This window comes from Amycolatopsis kentuckyensis (genome assembly GCF_002155975.1).
Lineage (GTDB): Bacteria > Actinomycetota > Actinomycetes > Mycobacteriales > Pseudonocardiaceae > Amycolatopsis > Amycolatopsis kentuckyensis.
In genome coordinates this window covers 12,821-33,703 of sequence record NZ_MUMI01000023.1, presented here as the reverse complement: position 1 = coordinate 33,703, position 20,883 = coordinate 12,821, and the positions used below count along the sequence as shown (strand labels likewise).

Annotated in this window: 19 protein-coding genes; 10 read left to right on the top strand and 9 right to left on the bottom strand. The window is 71.0% G+C overall.

Annotated elements, in window-relative coordinates; translation table 11 throughout:
- Positions 1-37: 37 nt before the first annotated feature.
- Positions 38-541, bottom strand: a complete 504-nt coding sequence (locus tag CCN39_RS01975; RefSeq protein ID WP_086838085.1) for an ArsR/SmtB family transcription factor — start codon at positions 539-541, stop codon at positions 38-40.
- 63 nt (positions 542-604) lie between these two features.
- On the opposite strand from CCN39_RS01975, the gene CCN39_RS01970 reads away from it, so the two are divergent.
- The 4 genes from CCN39_RS01970 (at position 605) to CCN39_RS50985 (ending at position 5,738) form a co-directional block, all read left to right on the top strand.
- Positions 605-1,858 (top strand): MFS transporter, encoded by a 1,254-nt coding sequence (locus tag CCN39_RS01970; RefSeq protein WP_086838137.1) that lies wholly within the window; start codon positions 605-607, stop codon positions 1,856-1,858.
- A 9-nt stretch (positions 1,859-1,867) separates the two neighbouring features.
- Positions 1,868-4,381 carry a valine--tRNA ligase gene (valS, locus tag CCN39_RS01965; RefSeq protein ID WP_086838084.1) on the top strand — a complete coding sequence of 838 codons (2,514 nt, stop codon included), beginning with the start codon at positions 1,868-1,870 and terminating at the stop codon, positions 4,379-4,381.
- Positions 4,374-5,273, top strand: coding sequence for an aminoglycoside phosphotransferase family protein (locus tag CCN39_RS01960; protein WP_086838083.1), 900 nt, complete (start codon positions 4,374-4,376; stop codon positions 5,271-5,273). The genes valS and CCN39_RS01960 overlap by 8 nt, the downstream gene beginning before the upstream one ends.
- Before the next feature lie 276 nt (positions 5,274-5,549).
- Positions 5,550-5,738: a hypothetical protein gene (locus CCN39_RS50985; protein ID WP_208630106.1), complete on the top strand. Its 189-nt coding sequence runs from the start codon at positions 5,550-5,552 to the stop codon at positions 5,736-5,738.
- 108 nt (positions 5,739-5,846) lie between these two features.
- Here the strand turns inward: CCN39_RS50985 and dapF are convergent, their stop codons facing one another.
- Both dapF and miaA read right to left on the bottom strand, forming a co-directional pair.
- Positions 5,847-6,674 (bottom strand): diaminopimelate epimerase, encoded by an 828-nt coding sequence (dapF, locus tag CCN39_RS01950; RefSeq protein ID WP_086838082.1) that lies wholly within the window; start codon positions 6,672-6,674, stop codon positions 5,847-5,849.
- 9 nt (positions 6,675-6,683) lie between these two features.
- Positions 6,684-7,595, bottom strand: a complete 912-nt coding sequence (miaA, locus tag CCN39_RS01945) for a tRNA (adenosine(37)-N6)-dimethylallyltransferase MiaA (protein WP_086838081.1) — start codon at positions 7,593-7,595, stop codon at positions 6,684-6,686.
- Positions 7,596-7,812: 217 nt separating this feature from the next.
- Between miaA and CCN39_RS01940 the strand changes: the two genes are divergently transcribed.
- Both CCN39_RS01940 and CCN39_RS01935 read left to right on the top strand, forming a co-directional pair.
- Positions 7,813-9,126: a DUF349 domain-containing protein gene (locus tag CCN39_RS01940; RefSeq protein ID WP_086838080.1), complete on the top strand. Its 1,314-nt coding sequence runs from the start codon at positions 7,813-7,815 to the stop codon at positions 9,124-9,126.
- Positions 9,127-9,310: 184 nt separating this feature from the next.
- Positions 9,311-9,748 carry a hypothetical protein gene (locus CCN39_RS01935; protein ID WP_086838079.1) on the top strand — a complete coding sequence of 146 codons (438 nt, stop codon included), beginning with the start codon at positions 9,311-9,313 and terminating at the stop codon, positions 9,746-9,748.
- 18 nt (positions 9,749-9,766) lie between these two features.
- Here CCN39_RS01935 and CCN39_RS01930 read toward each other — a convergent pair whose 3' ends face one another.
- Together CCN39_RS01930 and miaB are read right to left on the bottom strand one after the other, a co-directional pair.
- Positions 9,767-10,240, bottom strand: coding sequence for an Rv2732c family membrane protein (locus CCN39_RS01930; protein WP_086838078.1), 474 nt, complete (start codon positions 10,238-10,240; stop codon positions 9,767-9,769).
- On the bottom strand, positions 10,237-11,730 hold the full coding sequence (gene miaB / locus CCN39_RS01925) for a tRNA (N6-isopentenyl adenosine(37)-C2)-methylthiotransferase MiaB (RefSeq protein WP_086838077.1): 1,494 nt from the start codon (positions 11,728-11,730) through the stop codon (positions 10,237-10,239). The genes CCN39_RS01930 and miaB overlap by 4 nt, the downstream gene beginning before the upstream one ends.
- A gap of 221 nt (positions 11,731-11,951) precedes the next feature.
- Between miaB and CCN39_RS01920 the strand changes: the two genes are divergently transcribed.
- Entirely contained in the window at positions 11,952-12,956 is a 1,005-nt protein-coding gene (locus CCN39_RS01920; protein ID WP_086838076.1) for an SEFIR domain-containing protein, read from the top strand.
- A 49-nt stretch (positions 12,957-13,005) separates the two neighbouring features.
- On the opposite strand, the gene CCN39_RS01915 is transcribed toward CCN39_RS01920, so the two are convergent.
- A complete protein-coding gene (locus CCN39_RS01915) occupies positions 13,006-14,754 on the bottom strand; it encodes a serine/threonine-protein kinase (protein ID WP_158104477.1) in 1,749 nt (582 codons plus the stop codon).
- 269 nt (positions 14,755-15,023) lie between these two features.
- Here CCN39_RS01915 and CCN39_RS49150 point away from each other — a divergent pair, with 269 nt between their 5' ends.
- Positions 15,024-15,272: a hypothetical protein gene (locus tag CCN39_RS49150; protein ID WP_143263902.1), complete on the top strand. Its 249-nt coding sequence runs from the start codon at positions 15,024-15,026 to the stop codon at positions 15,270-15,272.
- An 82-nt stretch (positions 15,273-15,354) separates the two neighbouring features.
- Here the strand turns inward: CCN39_RS49150 and CCN39_RS01910 are convergent, their stop codons facing one another.
- Positions 15,355-16,473 (bottom strand): FAD-dependent oxidoreductase, encoded by a 1,119-nt coding sequence (locus CCN39_RS01910; RefSeq protein WP_086838074.1) that lies wholly within the window; start codon positions 16,471-16,473, stop codon positions 15,355-15,357.
- 68 nt (positions 16,474-16,541) lie between these two features.
- Between CCN39_RS01910 and CCN39_RS01905 the strand changes: the two genes are divergently transcribed.
- Positions 16,542-17,234, top strand: coding sequence for a TetR/AcrR family transcriptional regulator (locus CCN39_RS01905; protein WP_086838073.1), 693 nt, complete (start codon positions 16,542-16,544; stop codon positions 17,232-17,234).
- Positions 17,235-17,237: 3 nt separating this feature from the next.
- Here the strand turns inward: CCN39_RS01905 and CCN39_RS01900 are convergent, their stop codons facing one another.
- Positions 17,238-17,894 (bottom strand): TetR/AcrR family transcriptional regulator, encoded by a 657-nt coding sequence (locus CCN39_RS01900; RefSeq protein ID WP_086838072.1) that lies wholly within the window; start codon positions 17,892-17,894, stop codon positions 17,238-17,240.
- Between the two features lie 83 nt (positions 17,895-17,977).
- Here CCN39_RS01900 and CCN39_RS01895 point away from each other — a divergent pair, with 83 nt between their 5' ends.
- The gene (locus tag CCN39_RS01895) at positions 17,978-19,087 is read left to right on the top strand and encodes an FAD-dependent oxidoreductase (RefSeq protein ID WP_086838071.1); all 1,110 of its coding nucleotides are present in this window, start codon (positions 17,978-17,980) and stop codon (positions 19,085-19,087) included.
- Between the two features lie 42 nt (positions 19,088-19,129).
- Here the strand turns inward: CCN39_RS01895 and CCN39_RS01890 are convergent, their stop codons facing one another.
- Positions 19,130-20,881: a cellulase family glycosylhydrolase gene (locus CCN39_RS01890; RefSeq protein WP_086838070.1), complete on the bottom strand. Its 1,752-nt coding sequence runs from the start codon at positions 20,879-20,881 to the stop codon at positions 19,130-19,132.
- Positions 20,882-20,883: the final 2 nt, after the last annotated feature.

Sequence of the window (20,883 nt, the reverse complement as noted above, 5' to 3'; positions counted from 1 at the left end):
CTCCATGTTCCCACGATTCGCCGCGGGAACCGAACTTTTACGTGCTGGGATAGGTGGCGAGGTAGATCGCGGTGCGCTCCGCGCCGGGACGGCGGGGGCGCGCGCGGAACTCCTCGAGCAGGGCGTTGAGCCGCGTTTCCAGCTCCGCCCGCTCCTCGGGGGCCACCTGGACGACCAGGCGCGACTGGTGCACGCCCTCGAATCCGGTCTCGGCGATCTCGGCCAGATAAGCCTCGAGAACCGCCTGTTCCACGCCCTTGTCACCGCATGAGTCGAGTGTCCACGAAAGCCCCGTCGAAAGATACGGAATTTCCTTGGCACCCCGGGCCCCGCGGCGCGGCGGCTGCGCGGCGAGGAAGCCGGTCTCGACGAGCTTGCGCACGTGGTGCAGCGTCGTCGCCGGATCCCGGCCCAGCCGTTCGGCGAGCTCCTTGTTCGTCAGCGCCTCCGAGAAGGTCAACCGGATGATCCGCAGCCGTATTCCGGAGGCCAGCGCGGCGGCCTCGGCTTCGGTCGCGGCACGTCGTTTCTCGGGGAGCACGCGGGACAGCTTAGAGCGAACAGTGATTGACACTTTCCAATCACTCCCGTCAGACTCGTGCGCATGTTCAGGGGGTCACTGTTCTTCCACGCAGACTTCAGGCGGCTGTGGGCCGGCGACGCGGCGAGCCAGCTCGGCACCGCCGTCGGGTACACGGCCATCCCGCTGCTCGCGGCGGTGACCTTGGCCGCGACGCCGTTCCAGATGGGCCTGCTGACCGCGGCCGAGACCCTGGCGTTCCTGCTGATCGGGTTACCCGCCGGGGTGTGGGTGGACCGGCTCAGCCGCCGCCGGGTCATGCTCACCGCCGACTTCACCCGCTTCGCGCTGCTGCTCACCGTGCCGCTCGCGTGGTGGGCCGGCCTGCTGACCCTCGTCCACCTGCTGGTGGTCGTGCTGTTCGTGGGCATCGCCACGGTGTTCTTCGACGTCGCCTACCAGTCGTACCTGCCTTCGCTCGTGGGGCGGGAACACCTGCTGGAGGGCAACGCGAAACTGCAGGCCGTCCAGTCGACCGCGCAGATCGCCGGGCCGAGCGCCGCCGGCGTGCTGGTCCAGCTGGTGACCGCGGCGAACACGATCCTGCTCACCAGCCTCGGCTACCTGACGTCGGCCCTGTTCCTGCTGCGCATCCGCGCGGTCGAGCCCGAGCCGGAGCACGACCGCCACACCCGCCTGCTCCCGCAGATGGCCGAAGGGCTGCGGTTCGTCTTCTCCGACAGGCCGCTGCGGGCGACGGTGGGCACGACGGCGACGGCGAACTTCTTCGGTGGCGCGTTCCTGGCCGTGCAGGTGCTGTTCCTGACGCGGACGGTGGGGCTGCCGCCCGCCGCGGTCGGTGCGCTGCTGGCGGTCGGCGGGGCCGGCGGGATCGTCGGCGCGCTCTGCGCGGGCGCGCTGACCCGGCGGATCGGCCAGGCGCGATCGATCTGGCTGGTCCCGCTGTGCACCATGCCCGGACACCTGATGTTCCCGCTCGCGGCACCGGACTGGCGCCTCGGGCTCGCCGGGTTCGGCGCGGCCCTCGGCTGGTTCGGGATCATCATCTACAACGTCGCCTCGGTCTCCTACCGCCAGGCGATCTGCCCGGACCGGCTGCTCGGCCGGATGAACGCCAGCGTGCGGTTCGTCGTCTGGGGCGTCATCCCGCTCGGCGGCCTGCTGGGCGGCGGGCTCGGCGAAGGACTCGGGCTGCGCGGCGCGATGTGGGTGGCGGTGATCGGTGAGGCGGCGGCCGTGCTGTGGGTGGTCTGCTCACCGCTGCGGCACATGCGCGACCTGCCGACCGAGGCGAAAACCGGTTCCGCCGCCGCTTAGAGTTGCTTCATGAGCAGCCCATCCGAGCGCCCGAGAGTCCCGGACAAGGTCGGTGTCGACGGTCTGGAGGCCAAGTGGGTACCCGTATGGGAGTCCACCGGCGCCTACCACTTCGACCGCACCAAGACGCGGGACCAGGTCTACTCGATCGACACCCCGCCGCTGACCGTCAGCGGGTCGCTGCACATCGGGCACGTCTTCTCCTACACCCACACCGACGTGCTCGCGCGGTTCAAGCGGATGCGCGGGGCCGAGGTGTTCTACCCGATGGGGTGGGACGACAACGGCCTGCCGACCGAACGCCGGGTGCAGAACCACTTCGGCGTCCGCTGCGAGCCGTCGCTGCCGTACGACCCGGAGTTCCGGCCGCCGGAGAAGCCGGGCAAGGACGTCGTCGCGGTGTCGCGGCGGAACTTCGTCGAGCTGTGCGAGTCCCTGACCGTGACCGACGAAAAGGTCTTCGAGCAGCAGTGGCGGCAGCTCGGGCTGTCGGTCGACTGGACGACGACGTACCAGACGATCGGGCGTGAGACGCGGCTGATCTCGCAGCGCGCGTTCCTGCGCAACCTCGAGCGCGGTGAGGCGTACCAGGCCGAAGCGCCGACGCTCTGGGACGTTACGTTCCGCACCGCCGTCGCCCAGGCCGAGCTGGAGGACCGCGAGCGCCCGGGCGCGTTCCACGACCTCGCGTTCACCGGGCCGGACGGCGCCGACGTCGTGATCGCGACGACCCGGCCGGAGCTGCTGCCCGCGTGCGTCGCCCTGGTGGCGCACCCCGATGACGAACGGTTCCAGCCGCTCTTCGGGAAAACCGTGCGGACGCCGGTGTTCGGCGTCGAGGTGCCCGTGGTGGCGCACCACCTCGCGGACCCCGAGAAGGGCCGCGGGATCGCGATGGTGTGCACGTTCGGCGACACCACCGACGTCACGTGGTGGCGGGAGCTGCGGCTGGCGACCCGGGTGGTGCTGGGCCGCGACGGCCGGTTCCTGCCGGACGCGCCGTCCGGAGTGCCTTCGGACGCCTACGCTCCGCTGGTGGGCAAGACCGTCCACACGGGACGCGAGATCATGGTGCGGCTGCTGCGGGAAGCCGGGGCCCTGCGCGGGGAACCGCGGCCGATCACGCACTCGGTGAAGTTCTACGAAAAGGGCGACAAGCCCCTGGAGATCGTCGCCAGCCGGCAGTGGTACCTGCGCAACGGCGGGAACGACGCCGCCTTCCGGGAGAAGATGCTGGCCCGCGGCGAAGAGCTGAACTGGGTGCCGAAGCACATGCGCGTCCGGTACTCGTCGTGGGTGGAGAACCTGGCCGGGGACTGGCTGATCAGCCGGCAGCGGTTCTTCGGCGTGCCGATCCCGCTGTGGTACCGGCTCGACGCGAACGGCGAACCGGACTACGACGCGCGCCTGCTGCCGGACACCCTGCCGGTGGATCCGAGCAGCGACGTCCCGCCGGGGTTCACGCCGGAACAGCGTGGGGTGCCGGGCGGGTTCGTGGCCGATCCGGACGTGATGGACACGTGGGCGACGTCGTCGCTCACCCCGCAGATCGCCGGCCGGTGGAGCGTCGACGACGACCTGTTCGCGCGCGTCTTCCCGATGGACCTGCGGCCGCAGGCGCACGAGATCATCCGCACCTGGCTGTTCTCGACGGCGGTGCGCGCGGAGCTGGAGCACGGCGTGCTGCCGTGGCGGGAGACGTCGATCTCGGGCTGGGTGCTCGACCCGGACCGCAAGAAGATGTCGAAGTCCAAGGGCAACGTGACGACCCCGGTGGACCTGCTGGAGCGCTTCGGCTCGGACGCGGTCCGGTACTGGGCGGCGAGTGCGCGCCCGGGCGTCGACACGGCGGTGGACGAAGGCCAGATGAAGGTCGGGCGGCGGCTGGCAACGAAGCTGCTCAACGCGAGCCGGTTCGTGCTCGGTCTGGGCGTGCCTTCGCCTGACGCAGTGGTCACCGAGCCGCTGGACCGGGCACTGCTGGCGTCGCTTTCGGAGGTCGTCTCTTCGGCGACCGCGGCGCTGGAGGCCTTGGACTACGCCCGGGCCCTGCAGGTGACCGAGACGTTCTTCTGGACGTTCTGCGACGACTACGTCGAGCTGGTGAAGGGCCGCGCGTACGGCGACAGCGGTCCTGCGGGAGCGGAGTCCGCGCAGGTCGCGCTGGTGACGGCGGTGTCGGCGGTGCTGCGGCTGTTCGCGCCGTTCCTGCCGTTCGCGACCGAGGAGGTCTGGTCGTGGTGGCAGGAGGGTTCGGTGCACCGGGCGGCCTGGCCTGCCGCGCCGGCGTCCGACGGGGACCCGGAGCTGCTTTCCCTGGCGAGCCAGGTGATCGCGGCGGTGCGCCGGGCGAAGACGGACGCGAAGGTGTCGATGCGGTCCGCCGTCGAGGCGCTGACCGTGACCGGCCCGGCCGAGCTGCTGGCGCGGTTCGCGGACGTCCAGTCGGACATCCGGGTCGCGGGCGTCGTCGCGGACATCACCACGCGCGAAGGCGACTTCGCGGTGGAAGCCAATGTCTGACACCGTGAGCGGCACCCCGGACCTCGGCCCGCTTCCGCAGCGGGTCAGCGTCGACACCGACCAGGTGCGCCGGCTGATCGACGGCCAGTTCCCGCAGTGGGCCGGGCTCCCGGTCCGGCCCGTGCGGGAGAGCGGGTGGGACAACTTCACCTTCCACCTCGGCGACTCCATGGTGGTGCGGCTGCCCAGCGCCGCCGAGTACGCGCTGGCGGTCGAGAAGGAGCAGCGGTGGCTGCCGGCGCTCGCGCCGCGGCTGCCGCTGCCCATCCCGGTCACGCTGGCGGCGGGGCGGCCCGGGGCGGGCTACCCGTTCCCCTGGTCGGTCTACCGGTGGCTCGACGGCGAGCCCGCGACCGCGGACGGGGTGGCCGACCCCGTCCGCTTCGCGCGGGACCTGGCCGGGTTCGTGGCGGCCCTCCGGAACGTCGATCCCGCGGACGGCCCCCGGCCGGGCAAGCACAACTGGTTCCGGGGCGCCACCCTGCGCACCTACGACGGGCAGGCCCGGCGCGCGCTCACGAAGCTGGGCGGCACCGCCGACGGCGCCGCGGCCCTCTGGGAAGCCGCGCTGACCGCGCCCTGGGACGGGGTGGACCGCTGGTTCCACGGCGACCTGGCCCCGGGCAACCTCCTGCTGCGCGACGGCGAGCTGGCCGCCGTCATCGACTTCGGAACCTGCGGCGTCGGCGACCCGGCGTGCGACCTGGCGATCGCCTGGACACTGCTGACGGCCGAGGGCAGGCAGGTGTTCCGCGAGCACCTGACCGTCGACGACGCCACCTGGGCGCGCGGCCGCGGCTGGGCGTTGTGGAAGACGCTCGTCGCCTGCACCCGGACCGGCGAGGAGGCCGCGAACGGACGTCGCGTGCTCGCCGGGATCCTGGCGGGCTAGCGCGTGTCTGACAATGTCTTGGTCCAGGTGACCACCGCGGGCAGGACGACTGCTGATCGGTAGACGATGGCAAGCTTGTCGTAGCGAGTAGCCAGGCCGCGGTAGTCCACCGGGTCGAATGCCGGTGGGCGGCCGCCGCGGGAACCGCGGCGTTTGCGGTGCCCGGCCTGGTCTGCTGGTTCGGGGATCACGGCGGTGATTCCGCGTGCACGAAGATGCCTGCGGATCGCCCGCGAGGAGTAGGCCTTGTCGCCGCGGACGCGGACGGGTGCGGGCTTGGCCACGTCCAAGCCGAGCGACGCGCAGATGGCGCATGAGGTGCGGGAACATCGGCGCGTCACCGGCCTGACCGGGGCCGACCAGAGCCACCAGCGGTCGGCCGTTCTCGTCGACGAGGTGGTGCACTTTGGTGCTCCAGCCGCCGCGGGAGCGACCGATCGCGTGGTCAGGCGGCTCGGCGAGTAGATCGGTGTAGTTCGACCCAGCCCCCTGTGGGGCGAGTGATGTTGGTGGCGTGCTGATGGGCCCGCGATCGTCGAATCCACCGACACCGTGTCAGACACGCCCTAGCCGTTACGAGCCGGCGGCGGCCCACCAGGCTTCGTCGATTTCGCCGCGGGCCACGATCTCCGCCGGGCCCGACAGCGTCGACGCGCCGCGCGACACCGTGACCTCGACCCGGCCGCCCGGGATGTCCACAGTGGAGGCCCCGGTGTCGGTGCCCGCCAGGTGGAAGGCGGCCGCCACCGCGGCGACCGTGCCGGTGCCGCACGCCCGCGTCTCCCCCACGCCGCGCTCGTGCACGCGCATCCGCAGCGCGCCTTCGCCGAGGCAGTTGATGAACTCGAGGTTCACGCCGTCGGGGAACAGGTCGTGGTCGAAGTCGGGCTGGTCGCGCAGGTCGAGCCCCGCCACGTCGTCGTCGAGCAGCGACACCAGGTGCGGGTTGCCGACGTTGACCGCCACGCCGGAGAACGGGCGGCCGGCCACCACCGTGACCGACGTGCCGGTGATCGTCGCCGGCCCCATCTGCACGGTCACCGAGCGGTCCGGGTGCACCACGACCGGGCGGTCGCCCGCGCGGGTGCCGACGACGAACTCGCCTTCGGCCGCCAGGCCGGCGTCGACCAGGTAGCGGGCGAACACGCGCACGCCGTTGCCGCACATCTCCGCGATCGACCCGTCGGCGTTGCGGTAGTCCATGAACCACTCGCCCGCGGACGGCTCGCCGATCGCCGCGGCGCGCACCACGCGCAGCACGCCGTCGGCCCCGAGGCCGCGCTGGCGGTCGCACAGCGCGGCGACCCTGGCTTCGGTCAGCTCGAGGCGGCCCGCCGGATCGGGGAGCAGCACGAAGTCGTTTTGCGTGCCGTGCCCCTTGAGGAACTCGATTCCGCCCATGGGGCCAGATTACCGGCCCAGGGTATCCAGGACGCGCGCGGCCAGCCCCGGATCGGCGCCGTCGAACCAGTGGATCCGCTGGTCGCGCCGGAACCAGGAGCGTTGCTTGCGGACGAAGCGCCGGGTGGCCTGCGCCGTTGCCGCGGCGGCCGCCTTGAAGTCGCCGTCGCCGTCCAGTGCGGCGAGCACCTGCTGGTAACCGAGTGCCCGCGACGCCGTCTTCCCTTCGCGCAGGCCCCGCTTCTCCAGTTCGCGGACTTCGTCGACCAGCCCGGCCTCGAACATCCGCACCACGCGCTCGTTCACGCGCTCGTCGAGCTCTTCGGGCGCGCGGTCGACGCCGAGCACGACCGTGCCGTAGCGGGCGGGCCCCGGCGCGGGCAGGTTCGCCGAGAACGGCTCGCCGGTGATCTCGATGACTTCGAGGGCGCGCACGATCCGGCGGGTGTTGGTCGGCAGGATCTTGGCGGCGGCGACCGGGTCGCGCTCACCCAGCCGGGTGTACAACGCGGGGGTGCCGAGTTCTTCGGCTTCCGCGTCGAGCCGGGCCCGGACGGCCGGGTCGGTGCCGGGGAACCGCAGGTCGTCGAGCACGGCCTGGACGTAGAGACCGGACCCGCCGGCCAGCACCGGGACCTTCCCCGCGGCCAGCAGCCGCTCGATCTCGGCCCGCGCGTGCCGCTGGTAGGCCGCGACGGACGCCGTCTCGGTCACGTCCAGGACGTCGAGCAGGTGGTGCGGGACGCCGCGGCGCTCGGCCTCGGTGGCCTTGGCGGTGCCGATGTCCATGCCCCGGTAGAGCTGCATCGCGTCGGCGTTGACGACTTCGCCGCCGAGTTCGCGGGCCAGGTCCACGGCCAGCGCGGTCTTCCCGGTGGCCGTCGGCCCGACCACCGCGTGCGGGACGACGGGGCTGTTCACGGCGGCTGACGATACCTGCGGGCCGACACGGAGCGTCCACCGGAAGTAGGATCACGAGCTTCGAGTGGCCCATCCAGTACCACGGTGCGCGCTGAGCTGCTTGAATGCCGCGTGGGGCCGTAGCATCCGAGCACGGCCCGTGACGACCGCATTACCCGGCCCCGCTTCGCGGCGGGGCGCCCGCACCCGCGGGCGTACAGGCGATAAGGAGCCTGCGATGGCCCAGGAGAACACTTCCACCGGTACCCCGGCCCCGCACCCGGTGCCGCACGCGCTGCACGCCGGGCACGCCGCCCCGCCCGTGCCGCCCGCCGAACCCACCCCGTCGACCTGGGGCCGGATCGACGACGAGGGCACCGTCTACGTCGTCACCGCCGAGGGCGAGCGCGCCGTCGGCGTCTGGCAGGCCGGCAGCCCCGACGAGGGCTTGGTGCACTACGCCCGCCGGTTCGACGACGTGCGCACCGAGGTCGAGCTGCTGGAGACCCGGCTGATCTCCGGGGCCGGCGACCCGAAGCACGCGCTGTCGAGCGCCACCCAGATCCGCGACGGCCTGGCCGAGGCGGCCGTGGTCGGCGACCTGGCCGCGCTCGCCGCGCGGCTGGAGTACGTCATCGGGCACGCCGAGAAGGCGCTGGCCAGCGCGAAGGCGGAGCGCGAGGAAGCACGGGCGGCGGCGGTCGCGCGCAAGCAGGCGCTGGCCGAGGAGGCCGAGAAGATCGCGGCCGACTCCACCCAGTGGAAGGCGGCGGGCGACCGGCTGCGCGCGATCCTGGACGAGTGGAAGACGGTCAAGGGCGTCGACCGCAAGACCGACGACGAGCTGTGGAAGCGGTTCTCGAAGGCCCGCGAGGGCTTCAACCGCCGTCGCGGCTCGCACTTCGCCGAGCTGGACAAGCAGCGCGCGTCGGCCAAGCAGCGCAAGGAAGAGCTCATCGCCGAGGCCGAGGCCATCAGCGAGTCCGAGGACTGGGGCGAGACGGCGGGCCGCTACAAGGACCTGATGACCGAGTGGAAGGCGGCCGGCCGGGCGCCGAAGGACAGCGACGAGGCGCTGTGGCAGCGGTTCCGCGCGGCACAGGACAAGTTCTTCGCCCGCCGGTCCGCGGTGTTCTCCGAGCGCGACGCCGAGTTCGGCGCGAACGCGGCCCGCAAGGAGGAGCTGCTGGTCGAGGCCGAGAAGATCGACGCGGCGGCCAACCTGGAGGCGGCGAAGAGCGCGTTGCGGCGCATCCAGGAGCAGTGGGACGAGATCGGCAAGGTCCCCCGCGAGCGCATCCGCGAGCTGGACGGCCGGTTGAAGGCGGTCCAGGACGCGGTCAAGTCGGCCGAGGACTCGCGGTGGCGGAAGACGGACCCGGAGGCCCAGGCCCGGGCGGCGCAGTTCCGGGAGCGGGTGGAGCAGTTCGAGTCGCAGGCGGCGAAGGCCCGCGCGGCCGGGGACGAGCGGCGGGCGAAGAAGGCCGACGAGCAGGCGGCCCAGTGGCGGGAGTGGCTGCAGGCCGCGGAAGCGGCGGTCGCCGACCGCTGAAATCGCCGAAGGCCGCATCCGGGGACCGGCGTCCCGGATGCGGCCTTCGCCGCGTTCACGACCTTCGACGGCGCTGTCGGCAAGCGGTGCTGTCGGCAAGCGGAAACACCCGAAGAGGTTCGGTCAGCACCCCGACCGGGGGTCACCGCGCGCTCGGGTCCGCTCCCGGTGCTGCACTCTGCTCATGATCAGGACACCCCGCAAGATTCTCGCCGCTCTGGCGGTCACCGTCGCTCTCGCCGGGCTCGCTCCCGCGCTCGCCGCCCCCGCCGGGGCCGCCCCGCTCTCCTCGGCCACCGAAGCGGGCAAGGGGAAGGTCAAGATCGACGGGAAGCTCTCCAAGGACCACGTCAAGGTCAACGAGAAGGTCGACCTCAAGGGCAACCTGAAGGTGCTCGACGCCGCCCGCTCCGAAGGGAGCGTCGAGGCCGTCATCGTGCAGCAGCTGCAGGCCGGGGCCTGGGTGAACATCGCCGACACCACCTGCCGGCCCAACGGCGGGTTCTCGCTCAGCCTCAGCTTTAGCCTGAGCGCCACCGTCTCGCTGCGGCTCTTCCACCCCGAGACCACGCTCTACGCCGCCGCCTATTCGGCCAGCACGCTCACCCTGCGCGTCGGCTGAACCCGGTCCCCACCGGCCTCACGACCGCGAAAACGCCGTGCGCATCCACGAGACCGCCAGGCAGATCATCGCGATCCAGGCGATCACCATGCCGATCCCCGGGCCGCCGCCCGCGGAGCCCGGGGCGTGGGACGACTGCTGGGACCAAATGGCCAGCAGCCCGTCCACCGAGGCGAACCAGCCGCCCGCCGCGCAGACCCAGGACAGCCACCAGCGGCGCGTCACCAGGGCCAGCGCCGAGGCCAGGATGCCGACACCCGTCGACGTCGCCGCGAACAGCTGGGGGATGCCGCCGCCCTCTCCGGCCAGGACCTGCCAGCCCGCGTGGTCGCCGACCCACGGGAGGATCTGGCAGATCAGCAGCACGAACGCGAACACCGCGATGGTGAACCCGCGGCGGCCCAGCTCCACCGTGCGGGACGCTCGCTCGCCCGCTTCGTCGATCTCGGCCGCCAGCTCGGCCAGCTCGCCGTTGCCTCGCGACTCGGTCACAGCGCACACCCACTCACCGGTTCGGGCTGGACCGCGGGGGCACCGAAGCCCGGCAGGCCCAGCGTGACGCCGCTCGTCTTCGGCCGCAGACCGGCCTCCGCGTTGTCGCCCGCCCGCGTCCGGCGGTGCGACAGCAGATCGCCGTCGGCCACCAGGTGGTGCGGGGCGCCGTAGGTGACGACCGTCTCGACGACGTCGCCCGGGCGGACCGCGCGGTCGACGTGGGCGCCGGTCGGCGTGAAGTGCACCAGGCGGCCGTCGCGGGCGCGGCCGCTCATGCGGTGCGTCTCGGCGTCCTTGCGGCCCTCGCCCGCGGCGACCAGCAGCTCGACGGTGCGGCCGACGATCTTCTTGTTCTCTTCCCAGGAGATCGCGTTCTGCAGCTCGACCAAGCGTTCGTAGCGCTCCTGCACGACCTCCTTCGGCAGCTGGCCGTCCATCGTCGCGGCCGGCGTGCCGGGGCGCTTCGAGTACTGGAACGTGAACGCGCTGGAGAAGCGGGCCTGCGCCACGACGTCCAGGGTCGCCTGGAAGTCCTCCTCCGTCTCGCCGGGGAAGCCGACGATGATGTCGGTGGTGATCGCCGCGTCCGGCATGGCCGTGCGGACCTCGTCGAGGATGTTCAGGAAGCGCGCCGAACGGTAGGAGCGCTTCATTTCGCGCAGCACCCGGTCGGACCCGGACTGCAGCGGCATGTGCAGCTGGTGGCAGACGTTCGGGGTCGCGGCCATGGCGTCGATGACGTCGGAGGTGAACGCCGCCGGGTGCGGCGAGGTGAACCGGACGCGCTCGAGGCCGTCGACGGTCCCGCACGCGCGCAGCAGCTTCCCGAACGCCAGCCTGTCGCCGAATTCGACGCCGTAGGAGTTGACGTTCTGGCCGAGCAGGGTGACCTCGAGCACGCCCTCGGCGACGAGCGCCTCGACCTCGGCGAGGATCTCGCCGGGCCGCCGGTCGCGTTCCTTGCCGCGCAGGGCGGGGACGATGCAGAAGGTGCAGGTGTTGTTGCACCCGACCGAAACGGACACCCAGCTCGCGTAGGACGATTCGCGCCGCGCGGGCAGCGTCGAGGGGAAGGTCTCGAGCGATTCGAGGATCTCGACCTCGGCCTCGGCGTTGTGCCGGGCGCGTTCGAGCAGCGTGGGCAGCGACCCGATGTTGTGCGTCCCGAACACGACGTCGACCCACGGCGCCCGCTTGACGATCTCGCCCCGGTCCTTCTGCGCCAGACACCCGCCGACGGCGATCTGCAGGTCGGGGTTCGCGACCTTGTCCGGGCGCAGGTGCCCGAGCGTGCCGTACAGCTTGTTGTCCGCGTTCTCCCGGACGGCGCAGGTGTTGAACACGATCAGGTCGGGCTTGGCCCCGGCGGTGGCCGGCACGTAGCCCGCGTCCTCGAGCTGCCCGGCGAGGCGCTCGGAGTCGTGCACGTTCATCTGGCAGCCGAAGGTGCGGATCTGGTACGCCCTGGGTGCCTGGTTCTCGGTCATCGGCTTCCAGGGTAACCCCCGGCTGACCAGGTAAAGCCGCCGCCTCCCGGGCGCCGGTGCGCCGATCACGGACGCCGGGAAAGGCGAACCGGGCCGTCACCGTCCGTCACCGATCGGGGAATGGGACAGAAGCTGGACAATCGGCCGCGCGCCCCACCCCATCGCGTTTCTTGCTGTTCAATCGTGGACAATTCCGTCCGGCGATTGAAGGAAACGCCCAGATGAGCATCGGAGAACACCCCCGAGTCTTCCTCAGTTATGCACAGGACTCGGTTGAGCATCAAGATCTGGTTCGCCAGTTCGCCACTTTCTTGCAAGCCCAACTCGGGGTTGAAGTCTTTTTCGACCAATGGGTCGACGGCCCCCGGCTCGACTGGTCGCTCTGGGCGTCCCAGCACCTCACCAAGGCCGATTTCGTGCTGGCCATCGCCTCTCCCGCCTACAAGCGCCGCGCCGAAGGCGACGAGGTCGCCGACGTCGGCCGCGGTTCCCAGTTCGAAGCCGCGATGATCAGGGACAACCTGACGAGGGATCTCCCGCGAGGGACTCGACGCATTCTCCCGGTGGTGCTTCCCGGGCGCAGGGTCGACGAAATCCCCTCGTTCCTCAACGCGCACTCCACCACGCGGTATGAGATCACGGAATTCACTCTCGAGGGCGCCGCGAGCCTGCTGGCGGCGTTCACCGGTGTTCCCCGTTTCGCGCCGCCGAAAATCGGGGAGTGGGTCGGCGCGTGGCACGCGAACCGGCCGCTGGACAGACCGGCGTCGGGTGCACAGTTGCTCACGACCGTCCTGCAGCCGGTCGCCCGCACATCGGACATCCGGTTCACCGGTGCCGAAATCGACGGGATGCACCGGGGCACCAGCATCGTGTACCGGCCACAGCTCTTCGCCAACGATCCGCAGGGCGTCGTCGAGTACAACCTGAGCCGGCGGTACCGCCGTTTCGAGTCGGTCGCCGGAGTGCTCGACGACGCTGACGAAGCAGACCAGGTCGGCTACTTCCAGGTGTTCCTCGACAACGTGCCGCAGGGCCAGTTCGAAGCCCGGATGGGCGAGCCGGCCTGGATCCAGTGCGACCTCACCAACGTGTTGCGGATGAAGCTCGTCGCGTGGCGACCCGGAATGACGGTGCACCCGCTGGCCGCCGGGGCGGCGATGGCGGTCGGGAAGTCGAACCAGCTTCCGTCACTGGGATGGGGCGACCCGGCACTCGTCGAATAGCCGGCGGGGCTCGGCACCAGCCAGGTGCCGAGCCCCGCGACCCGGACGATCAGCTCGTCGTCGTCGGGGTGGGCGCTTCCCCCGGCAAGCCGAGCAGTTTCGCCTCCCCCAGGTCGAAGGCATCGCCTCCGACACCGTCTCGGCAGTTCGGGTTGACGACCTGCCACGACAACCGCAACCGCAGGACGCCGCTCACGTCGACGTCGATCGGTGTCGCCTTCCCCAGCTCCAACGTCGCGGACGTCAGCTTGCGGCCGTCCCCGAACACTTCGAACTGCACCTTCAGTCCCGCATCGCCGGAGTTGTCGTCCATGCCCGCCGTCGAGACGAACTTGCGGTACCCCTTGGAGACGTTGTACTCGATCGCCCCCGTCTCGGGGCAAGAAGAAACGCCTCTCGAAACCGTGTGCAGGTAGCTCTTCCCCGCGATGTTCCCCGGCTGGCTGTCGTTCGACCAGGAACTCCCGTTCACCGGTCGCAGATCGGCCAGGTAGACCTCGACAGCGGCCTGCGCAACAGTCAGTTTGATGTGCCCGTTCAGCGAGGCGCCCGCCTTCGGGTCCTGATCGATCACCGTACCCGCGGCGGCGGTCTGCTCGATGGAATTGACCGTCTCGATCTGGACGCCGGTCCCCAGCATGTCCTGCGCGTCCGCCAGCTTCTTGCCGACGAGGTCGGGTGCGACGCTCGGGGGTGCCGAAGTGGTGGTCGTGGCTGCTTCGGAGGAGGTCACCACCGGGGACGCGGATCCCGCGGCGACCGGAGGGGCCGCAGGCGGCGCCGACGTGGAGCCGACGCTCAAGGCAGTGATCACCCCGGCCACGGCCACTACCCCGGCGACCGCGAGGGGAATCAGTTTTCTCCTGGATCGCGGGGGCGACGGCGGGCCGACGTAAGGGGAGCCGAACACCTGTTCTCCGATCCCCGGCGACTGAATCGCCCCGGTCCGGTTCTGCTGCTTCGCATAAGTCGGCAGCGGCGGGCGTTCCAGCCGCGGCCCGACCGGACTGTTCGCGAGATCCGGCGCCATCGCGTCGAGAACCGCAGCGATCCGGTCGGCGGCCGGGCGCGTCGCCGGTTTCACCGCGAGCAACACCCTCACGACATCCCAGAGCGCGCCCGGCATCTCGCCCGGCCTCCCGGGTTCCTCGTCCGCACGCCGCACGTATCCGCCGGGAAACGGGGCAACTCCGCAATAAAGTTCGTAAATCATGACGCCGAGCGCGTAGAGGTCGGTCGCCGTGGTCGGCTCGCCGCCGGCAACGATTTCCGGCGCGAGGTACTTCGATGCCGCCCTCATCGAGACCTGCGGCTCTTTCGGAGCGACGCGGAACAAGCCGGCACCGGTGAGCCTCGGCACGCGAACGGCTCCGGAATCGTCCATCACCACGCTTTCCGGGCGTACGTCGCCGTGTACCACTCCCAGCTCGTGGATCGCGTGCAGCGCGGCAGCGACCCCGGCGGCGATCCGGGCGATTTCTTTCGGCAGCAACGTTCCCGAAGCGGTGAGCCGATCGCGCAGTGAACCACCGTGCACCAGGTCCAGAACCAGCGTCACAAGCTCGTCTTCGACGAGAAGATCGTGCAGGGTCACCAGGTGAGGGTTGACGAGTCCGACCAGGACGGACTGTTCACGCATGAAGTTCGCGGTCGCTTCTCCTCCCCCGGCGAGGTCGGCCCGCAGCTGCCTGCACGCCACCTCCCGCCCGTCCGGATCCACCGCGGCCCTGATGACGCCCCACGGCCCCTGACCCAGGTCAGCGCCGAGCCGGTACCGCCCGGCGAACTCAGGTTCCATGCGCGCTCTCCCCTTCGACAGCCCGATCATCCGCGCGACCTCACTTGCGTCGCGGCACGATAATCGGCCCCGCCCCCATTTTCGCTACAGAAGAAGGGGAGCGTCCCGGCATTGTCATGATTCTGACCACTCCCCGGAAGAGGCAACGCGAAGCGCCTCGACGAGGTTGACGATCGACATGACATCTGCCGGACAGAATCGACTGATGCGCAACGAGCCGAAGGGGCAATTCGACTATCGGGAAACACCCGTCGAGCCTAGGAGAAAAAATGACCAACAATCCGCAATCGACTGCGAACCGTCCCAGAACTCCTTACAGTCAGGGCAAGCGAGCATTTTACGGACTCACGTGGACCTTTTGGACACTAGCCTTGATCATCGGCGCCTTCACCATGTTCAACACGAACATGGTCGGCCAAGGCCTGGTGGGACTGGCCCTGGCCGGCGCAACCGGGTACTACGCGTATCGGATCTGGACCTGGCAGGCCCGACGCCTCGTCTTCTTCATCGTTTTCTGAGCGTCTACTCCCCACTGTCATCCCTTGCCCCACCGAGCACCGTCGGTTCAGGATTTCGGGGCGGCGGGCGTCCTCTCCCGGACTATGCGGTGGAGTTGGGCTGGAAGAACTCGAGCAGCCTACGGCTCGCGTCCGGGGACATCAGCAGTTCCTGCATGTCCGCCGACATTCGGGCCGCCGCGCCGGTGCGCTCGAACATCTCCTGCTCGTACTCCGCCACCGCCGCTGCGAAATCTGCCCCGTGCGCCGCCAGCGCCAGGCCCAGGTGCGCGCCGTCCAGGAGGGCCATGTTCGCTCCCTCTCCCACCGGGGGCATCAGGTGGGCTGCGTCGCCGACCAGGGTGACGGTGGGGTTCGTGGGCCACGTCAGGCCGATCGGGAGGGTGGCGAGGGGCCGGGGGGCGACCGTGTCGTCGGCCGCCGCGATCAGGGCGGTGAATCTCGAGTCCCAGCCGTCCAGGAGCTCGATCAAGCGGGCTCGGACCGCGGGTGGGTCGTCGAAGCGGATGCCGCTCTCCGCGAACCAGTTCTCTCCCGTGTTGTAGAAGCTGACGCCGATGCGGACGCAGCCGTCGCCGTTGCGCTGGGCCGACAGGGACTTGCCGTCGCCGAACACCCAGTAGTTGCCGCGGCCGACCATCGCCGCCAGGTCCGGGTGGGTGCGGTCGATGTCGGGGATCGCCAGCTCGACCGCGTTCTGGCCGAGGTGGGCCGGGCGGGCGTCGGTCAGCAGGGCCCGGACCTTGGAGTTCGCTCCGTCCGCCCCCACCAGCAGGTCGTAGCGCGCGCTGGTGCCGTCGGTGAAATGGACGACGCCGCCTTCCGCGTGGTCGAACGCGTGCCCCCAGTGGACCGTTCCTTCGGGGAGCGCGTCGAGGAGCAGGTTGCGCAGGTCGGTGCGGTCGATCTCGGGACGCGCCATCGGAGCGTCGTCGGGCGTGTCCTCCTGGTGCAGGAGAGTGCCGTCCGGCTCCAGGAGACGCATGTCCTGCCCCTCACCCCGGGCGATGGACAGGAACTGCTCGAGCAGGCCGGCCTCGCGCAGCGCTCGCTGACCGGAATGGATGTCGAGCATGCCGCCCTGGCGGCGGGCGTCGCGCGCCGCGTCGCGTTCGTACACCACGGCCTCGATGCCGTGCACGTGCAGAACCCGGGCGAGCGCCAACCCGCCCATGCCGGCTCCCACGATGGCGATGGTCATGAATCCCCCTCCGATACGCCGTACTGCTCGATACACTGTATCGCGGCAGCCGATGTATTGTCACCCCCATGTTGGTGTGGGAGCGGCCGGAACCGGCGAACCGGCCGGCCCCGGCCCCGCTGAGCCGGGACCTGATCGTCCGGACGGCGGTCGAACTGGCCGATGAAGCGGGGCTCGAAGCCGTGTCGCTGCGCAAGATCGCCGCCGCGCTGGACGTCGGGCCGATGCGGCTCTACGGCTACATCGACACCAAGGACGAGCTGCTCGACCTGATGGTCGACGCCGTCCACGCCGAGATCCGGCCGACCGGGGACGGTTGGCGGGAGGTGCTGACTTCGGTGGCCGAGGCCACCCGGCAGGCCGCGCACCGGCACGAGTGGTTCGCCGACCTGATCGGCGGCCGCCCCCAGCTCGGCCCGAACGCGCTGGCCCGGGGCGAAGCGGTCCTGGCCGCGCTGGACGGCGTCGACGTCGACGTGGTCATGCCGATGGCCACCGCTGTCGACGCGTACGTGATCGGCGCGGTCCGCCGCGAGATCGCCGAGCGGCGGGCCGAACGCGCCAGCGGGCTGGACCAGCGGCAGTGGCAGCGCGCCCACGGGCCCTACCTGGTGCGGATGTTCGCCACCGGCCGGTTCCCCGCCCTGGAGACGGTCGTCCGCGACGCCGCCCACCTCGATGCCGACCAGACCTTCCGGATCGGCCTGAACTTCCTGCTCGACGGCATCGGAGCGGGCATCGGGGCGGGCATCGGCGAGTAGGCGCTAACCGCGCAGGGTCGCGATCCCGGCCAGGAAGATGTCGACGCCCGCAAGGAACTGCTCGCGGTCGTCGTGCTCCCGCAGCTGGGTCGCGGCCTGGTGCACGAACGGGTATTCGTCCGGGTCGAGCGAGGCCCATTGCGCCGACACGGTGGCGAGAAACGCCGAGCGGTCCGCCTCGGCGGCGAGCAGCCGGGCGTTGGCGGCGTTCTGCCCGGCGACGCCGAGCACGTAGTTGACCAGCGCGCCCGCGGCGTCGAACAACGCCCGCTCGGGCACTTCGAGCGCGACGAGCAGCCCGCCGATGCGCTCGTAGACCTCCAGGAGCGCGGGCCGCCACGGCTCCCGGGACAGCTGGGCGCCGACCCAGGGGTGGGCGTCGATCGCGTCGAACAGGCCCAGTGAGACCGTCCGCAGCGCTTCCCGCGGGTCGCCCTCGGCCACGGCGTCGCCCATGACGCGCGCGATGACGGCGTCGGTCGCCGCGGCCAGGAGGTCGCTCTTGTTCGCGACGTGGTGGTAGATCGCGCCGTAGCCGGTCGACAGGCGGGCGGTGAGCGCGCGGAACGTGAGTGCGGCCTCGCCGCCGTCGTCCAGGATCGCGGCCGCCGCCTGCACGATCACGTCCTTCGACAGCCCGTCCGTGCGCCGTTTCGCCATGCGCCGATCATCGCACGATTGGAACGCCGATCCAAACTCGTGCTAGCGTGGCGATTGGAACGACAATCCAATCGGAGGTGACCATGACCGTCACGATCATCGGAGCCGGCCTCGGCGGGCTCGTCCTGGCCCGTGTCCTGCACCTGCACGGCATCCCGGTCGAGGTGTACGAGGCCGAAGCCTCACCGGCCGCGCGCCGCCAGGGCGGCATGCTCGACATCCACCCCTGGAACGGCCAGCCGGCGCTCGAGGCAGCCGGCCTGGCCGAGGGGTTCCGAGAGCTCGTCCTGCCGGGCCGCGAAGCCTCCCGCGTCGTCGACTCCCGCGGCACCGTGCTGCTCGACCAGCCCGACGACGGCACCGGTGAGCGGCCCGAAGTGCAGCGCGGCGAACTGCGCCGGCTGCTGCTGGACTCGCTGCCGCCCGGCACCGTCCACTGGGGACACAAGGTCGCCGGGGTGCGGGCCCTCGGCGACGGCGGCCACGAGGTCCACCTGGCCGACGGACGCCGGTTCGGCACGAGCCTGCTGGTCGGCGCGGACGGCGCCTGGTCGAAGGTCCGGCCGCTGCTCTCCGACGCCGTCCCGGAGTACGTCGGCGTGTCGGTCGTCGAGACGTTCCTGTTCGACGGCGACACCCGTCATCCCGCGGCCACGAAGGTCGTCGGCGCCGGGGCGCTCTACGCGCTGGCGCCGGGCAAGGGGCTCGTCGCGCACCGCGAAGCCGGCGGGACGCTGCACACGTACGCGCAGCTGTTCAAGCCCCAGGACTGGCTCGCCGGGGCGGACGCCGCGACCGTGACGGCACAGGCGGCCGAGGAGTTCGCCGGCTGGGCACCCGAGCTGACCGCCCTGATCACCGAAAGCGACACGCCGCCGGTGCTGCGCCGCCTCTGCACCCTGCCGGCCGGGCACCGCTGGGACCGCGTGCCGGGCGTGACGCTGCTCGGCGACGCGGCCCACCTGATGCCCCCGAACGGCGAAGGCGCCAACCTGGCCATGCTGGACGGCGCCGAGCTCGGCCAGGCGCTGGCCGCCCACCCCGGCGACGTCGAGACGGCGCTCGCCGAGTACGAGCAGGCCATGTTCGCGCGCGCGGCGGCGGAAGCGGCGGACGAGGACGTCTACGCGATCATGTTCGGCGACGACGCCCCGCACGGCATGGTCGCCATGCTGACCGGCGCCGGGGAGTAGCGCCGGGTCGATCGGGCGGCCTCCCGATCGACCTGGTGCCGGCTAGCGGACCGCCGTCGGCGCCCAGGCCGCGAGTTCCGCGCGGACCGCCGCCAGCTGGGCCGCGGTCGGTGCCGAAGCCGGTTCCGCGATCAGGGCGTAGTGCAGCCCGGGGGTGGCCGGCAGGCGCAGGCGGTCGCCCACCCGGGTCGGCGCGGCCAGGTCCGTCACCACCGTCGGGGTCATCCCCGCCGGGACGTGCAGCTCGGTCGGCGCGCCCGCGTCGGTCCCCTGCCACACGAGGACGCCGTACCGGCCCGCCCCGGTCAGTGCCGCCGTCGCCGGCATCGTCGACGGGATCTGGTTCCACGTCAGCGTCTGGCTGCCGTCGCGCGAGCGGTCCTCGTAGGTGAACGCCAGCGTGTGGCCGGCCACCGCCGCCGGGTAGAGGCGGTCGAGCAGCCGCGCGTCCTGGCGGAGCTGGACCGTTCCGTCGTCCGCCGTGCGGGCCGAGGAGAAATCCTCCCCGTTCCAGGCGTCGCCGTCCGTCTTGACCTTGTCCGGGTTGTCGTTCATCAGCTCGTGGTGGCGGCCGCTGTAGATGTCCCACTGCCACTGCGTCGCCGAGAGCACCGGGCCCGACTGCGCCGGCTGCCGCCACCAGTTCGCGCCGGACACCCGTGAATCCAGGGCCTGGTACATCGCCTTGTCCACGGTCGGGGTCTTGTCCGAGGTGTAGCCGGTCATCGGGTGGCCGAATTCGGTGACGATCGCCGTCGTGCCCAGCGCGGTCGCGCGGTCCCGGACCGTGCCGAAGCTCCCGCTGTACTGGCCGTCGCCCGCCTTGCCCGGCATGAACACGCCGGACTGGGCGAGCTGGTCGTAGAAGTGCGTGTTGAAGACGTACCGCGGGCCCATGACGCCGGTGTCCTGGAAGCCGCCGGGGTGGAGCTGGAAGGAGATGTTGGCGTTCCAGAACATGTTCGGCTCGACGAACGCGGGCTTGTCCTGCCAGCCGGCGGAATCCATCGCGTCGCGGAAGCGCTTGAAGAACGGCCACAGCACGTTCTGCTCCCACGCCTTGCTGTCCTGGCCCGAGTCGTACCGCCCGGCGAAGGGCTCGTTGTACGGGTCCATGCCCACGATGCCCGCGAACTGGGCGGCACTCAGGTTGCTCCGCAGGTAGGACATCGTCTGGACGGCCATGCCGACGAACTCGTCCTGGACGCCGCGGGCGTTGTGCCAGAAGTCCTTCGTGGCGTCCTGGACCGCGCCGTTCTGGGTGATGTTCTGGCCCCAGTGCGCGCAGATGCCGCAGCTCTCCGCCGGGTAGCCGCCGAGGTCGACGACCCACTTCGGCGCGCCGTCGCCGGTGTACCAGCTGCCCTTGTTGAACAGGTAGCGGGAGAACAGGTCCTGGTGGAAGTCGGGCAGGACGGTGAAACCCTCGTCCAGGAACGCCTTCATCTGCTCGGTCAGCTTCGCCAGGTACTGCGTGTTCACCGGCCCGCGCACCGGTTGCGTCCCGGCCCACGCGATCGGGATCCGCACGGCGTTCGCGCCGGTGAGCGCCTTCATCGCCTGGGCCGAGCGGCGCGCGTCGGCCGCGTTGGCGAAGGGCAGGAAACCGTTTTCTGCCAGCTTCACCTCGCCCGAGACGTTGAAGCCGCGCAACACCACTTCGCGGCCGTACTCGTCGACGAACGTCGAGCCGCTCACCGTCAACCGGTGCTGCGGAACGTCTTCGGCGCCGGCGGAGGCGACGACACCGGAGGTCATCGCCACGGCGGTGAGCAAAGCCACGAGCATGCGCATGA

What these genes read in the sequence shown, in the direction of transcription:
- CCN39_RS01970 (WP_086838137.1), top strand. Translation starts at nt 605, where the DNA reads ATGTTCAGGGGGTCACTGTTCTTCCACGCAGACTTCAGGCGGCTGTGG.
- valS (WP_086838084.1), top strand. Translation starts at nt 1,868, where the DNA reads ATGAGCAGCCCATCCGAGCGCCCGAGAGTCCCGGACAAGGTCGGTGTC.
- CCN39_RS01960 (WP_086838083.1), top strand. Translation starts at nt 4,374, where the DNA reads ATGTCTGACACCGTGAGCGGCACCCCGGACCTCGGCCCGCTTCCGCAG.
- dapF (WP_086838082.1), bottom strand. Translation starts at nt 6,674, where the DNA reads ATGGGCGGAATCGAGTTCCTCAAGGGGCACGGCACGCAAAACGACTTC.
- CCN39_RS01940 (WP_086838080.1), top strand. Translation starts at nt 7,813, where the DNA reads ATGGCCCAGGAGAACACTTCCACCGGTACCCCGGCCCCGCACCCGGTG.
- CCN39_RS01935 (WP_086838079.1), top strand. Translation starts at nt 9,311, where the DNA reads ATGATCAGGACACCCCGCAAGATTCTCGCCGCTCTGGCGGTCACCGTC.
- miaB (WP_086838077.1), bottom strand. Translation starts at nt 11,730, where the DNA reads ATGACCGAGAACCAGGCACCCAGGGCGTACCAGATCCGCACCTTCGGC.
- CCN39_RS01920 (WP_086838076.1), top strand. Translation starts at nt 11,952, where the DNA reads ATGAGCATCGGAGAACACCCCCGAGTCTTCCTCAGTTATGCACAGGAC.
- CCN39_RS01915 (WP_158104477.1), bottom strand. Translation starts at nt 14,754, where the DNA reads ATGGAACCTGAGTTCGCCGGGCGGTACCGGCTCGGCGCTGACCTGGGT.
- CCN39_RS49150 (WP_143263902.1), top strand. Translation starts at nt 15,024, where the DNA reads ATGACCAACAATCCGCAATCGACTGCGAACCGTCCCAGAACTCCTTAC.
- CCN39_RS01910 (WP_086838074.1), bottom strand. Translation starts at nt 16,473, where the DNA reads ATGACCATCGCCATCGTGGGAGCCGGCATGGGCGGGTTGGCGCTCGCC.
- CCN39_RS01905 (WP_086838073.1), top strand. Translation starts at nt 16,542, where the DNA reads ATGTTGGTGTGGGAGCGGCCGGAACCGGCGAACCGGCCGGCCCCGGCC.
- CCN39_RS01900 (WP_086838072.1), bottom strand. Translation starts at nt 17,894, where the DNA reads ATGGCGAAACGGCGCACGGACGGGCTGTCGAAGGACGTGATCGTGCAG.
- CCN39_RS01895 (WP_086838071.1), top strand. Translation starts at nt 17,978, where the DNA reads ATGACCGTCACGATCATCGGAGCCGGCCTCGGCGGGCTCGTCCTGGCC.
- CCN39_RS01890 (WP_086838070.1), bottom strand. Translation starts at nt 20,881, where the DNA reads ATGCGCATGCTCGTGGCTTTGCTCACCGCCGTGGCGATGACCTCCGGT.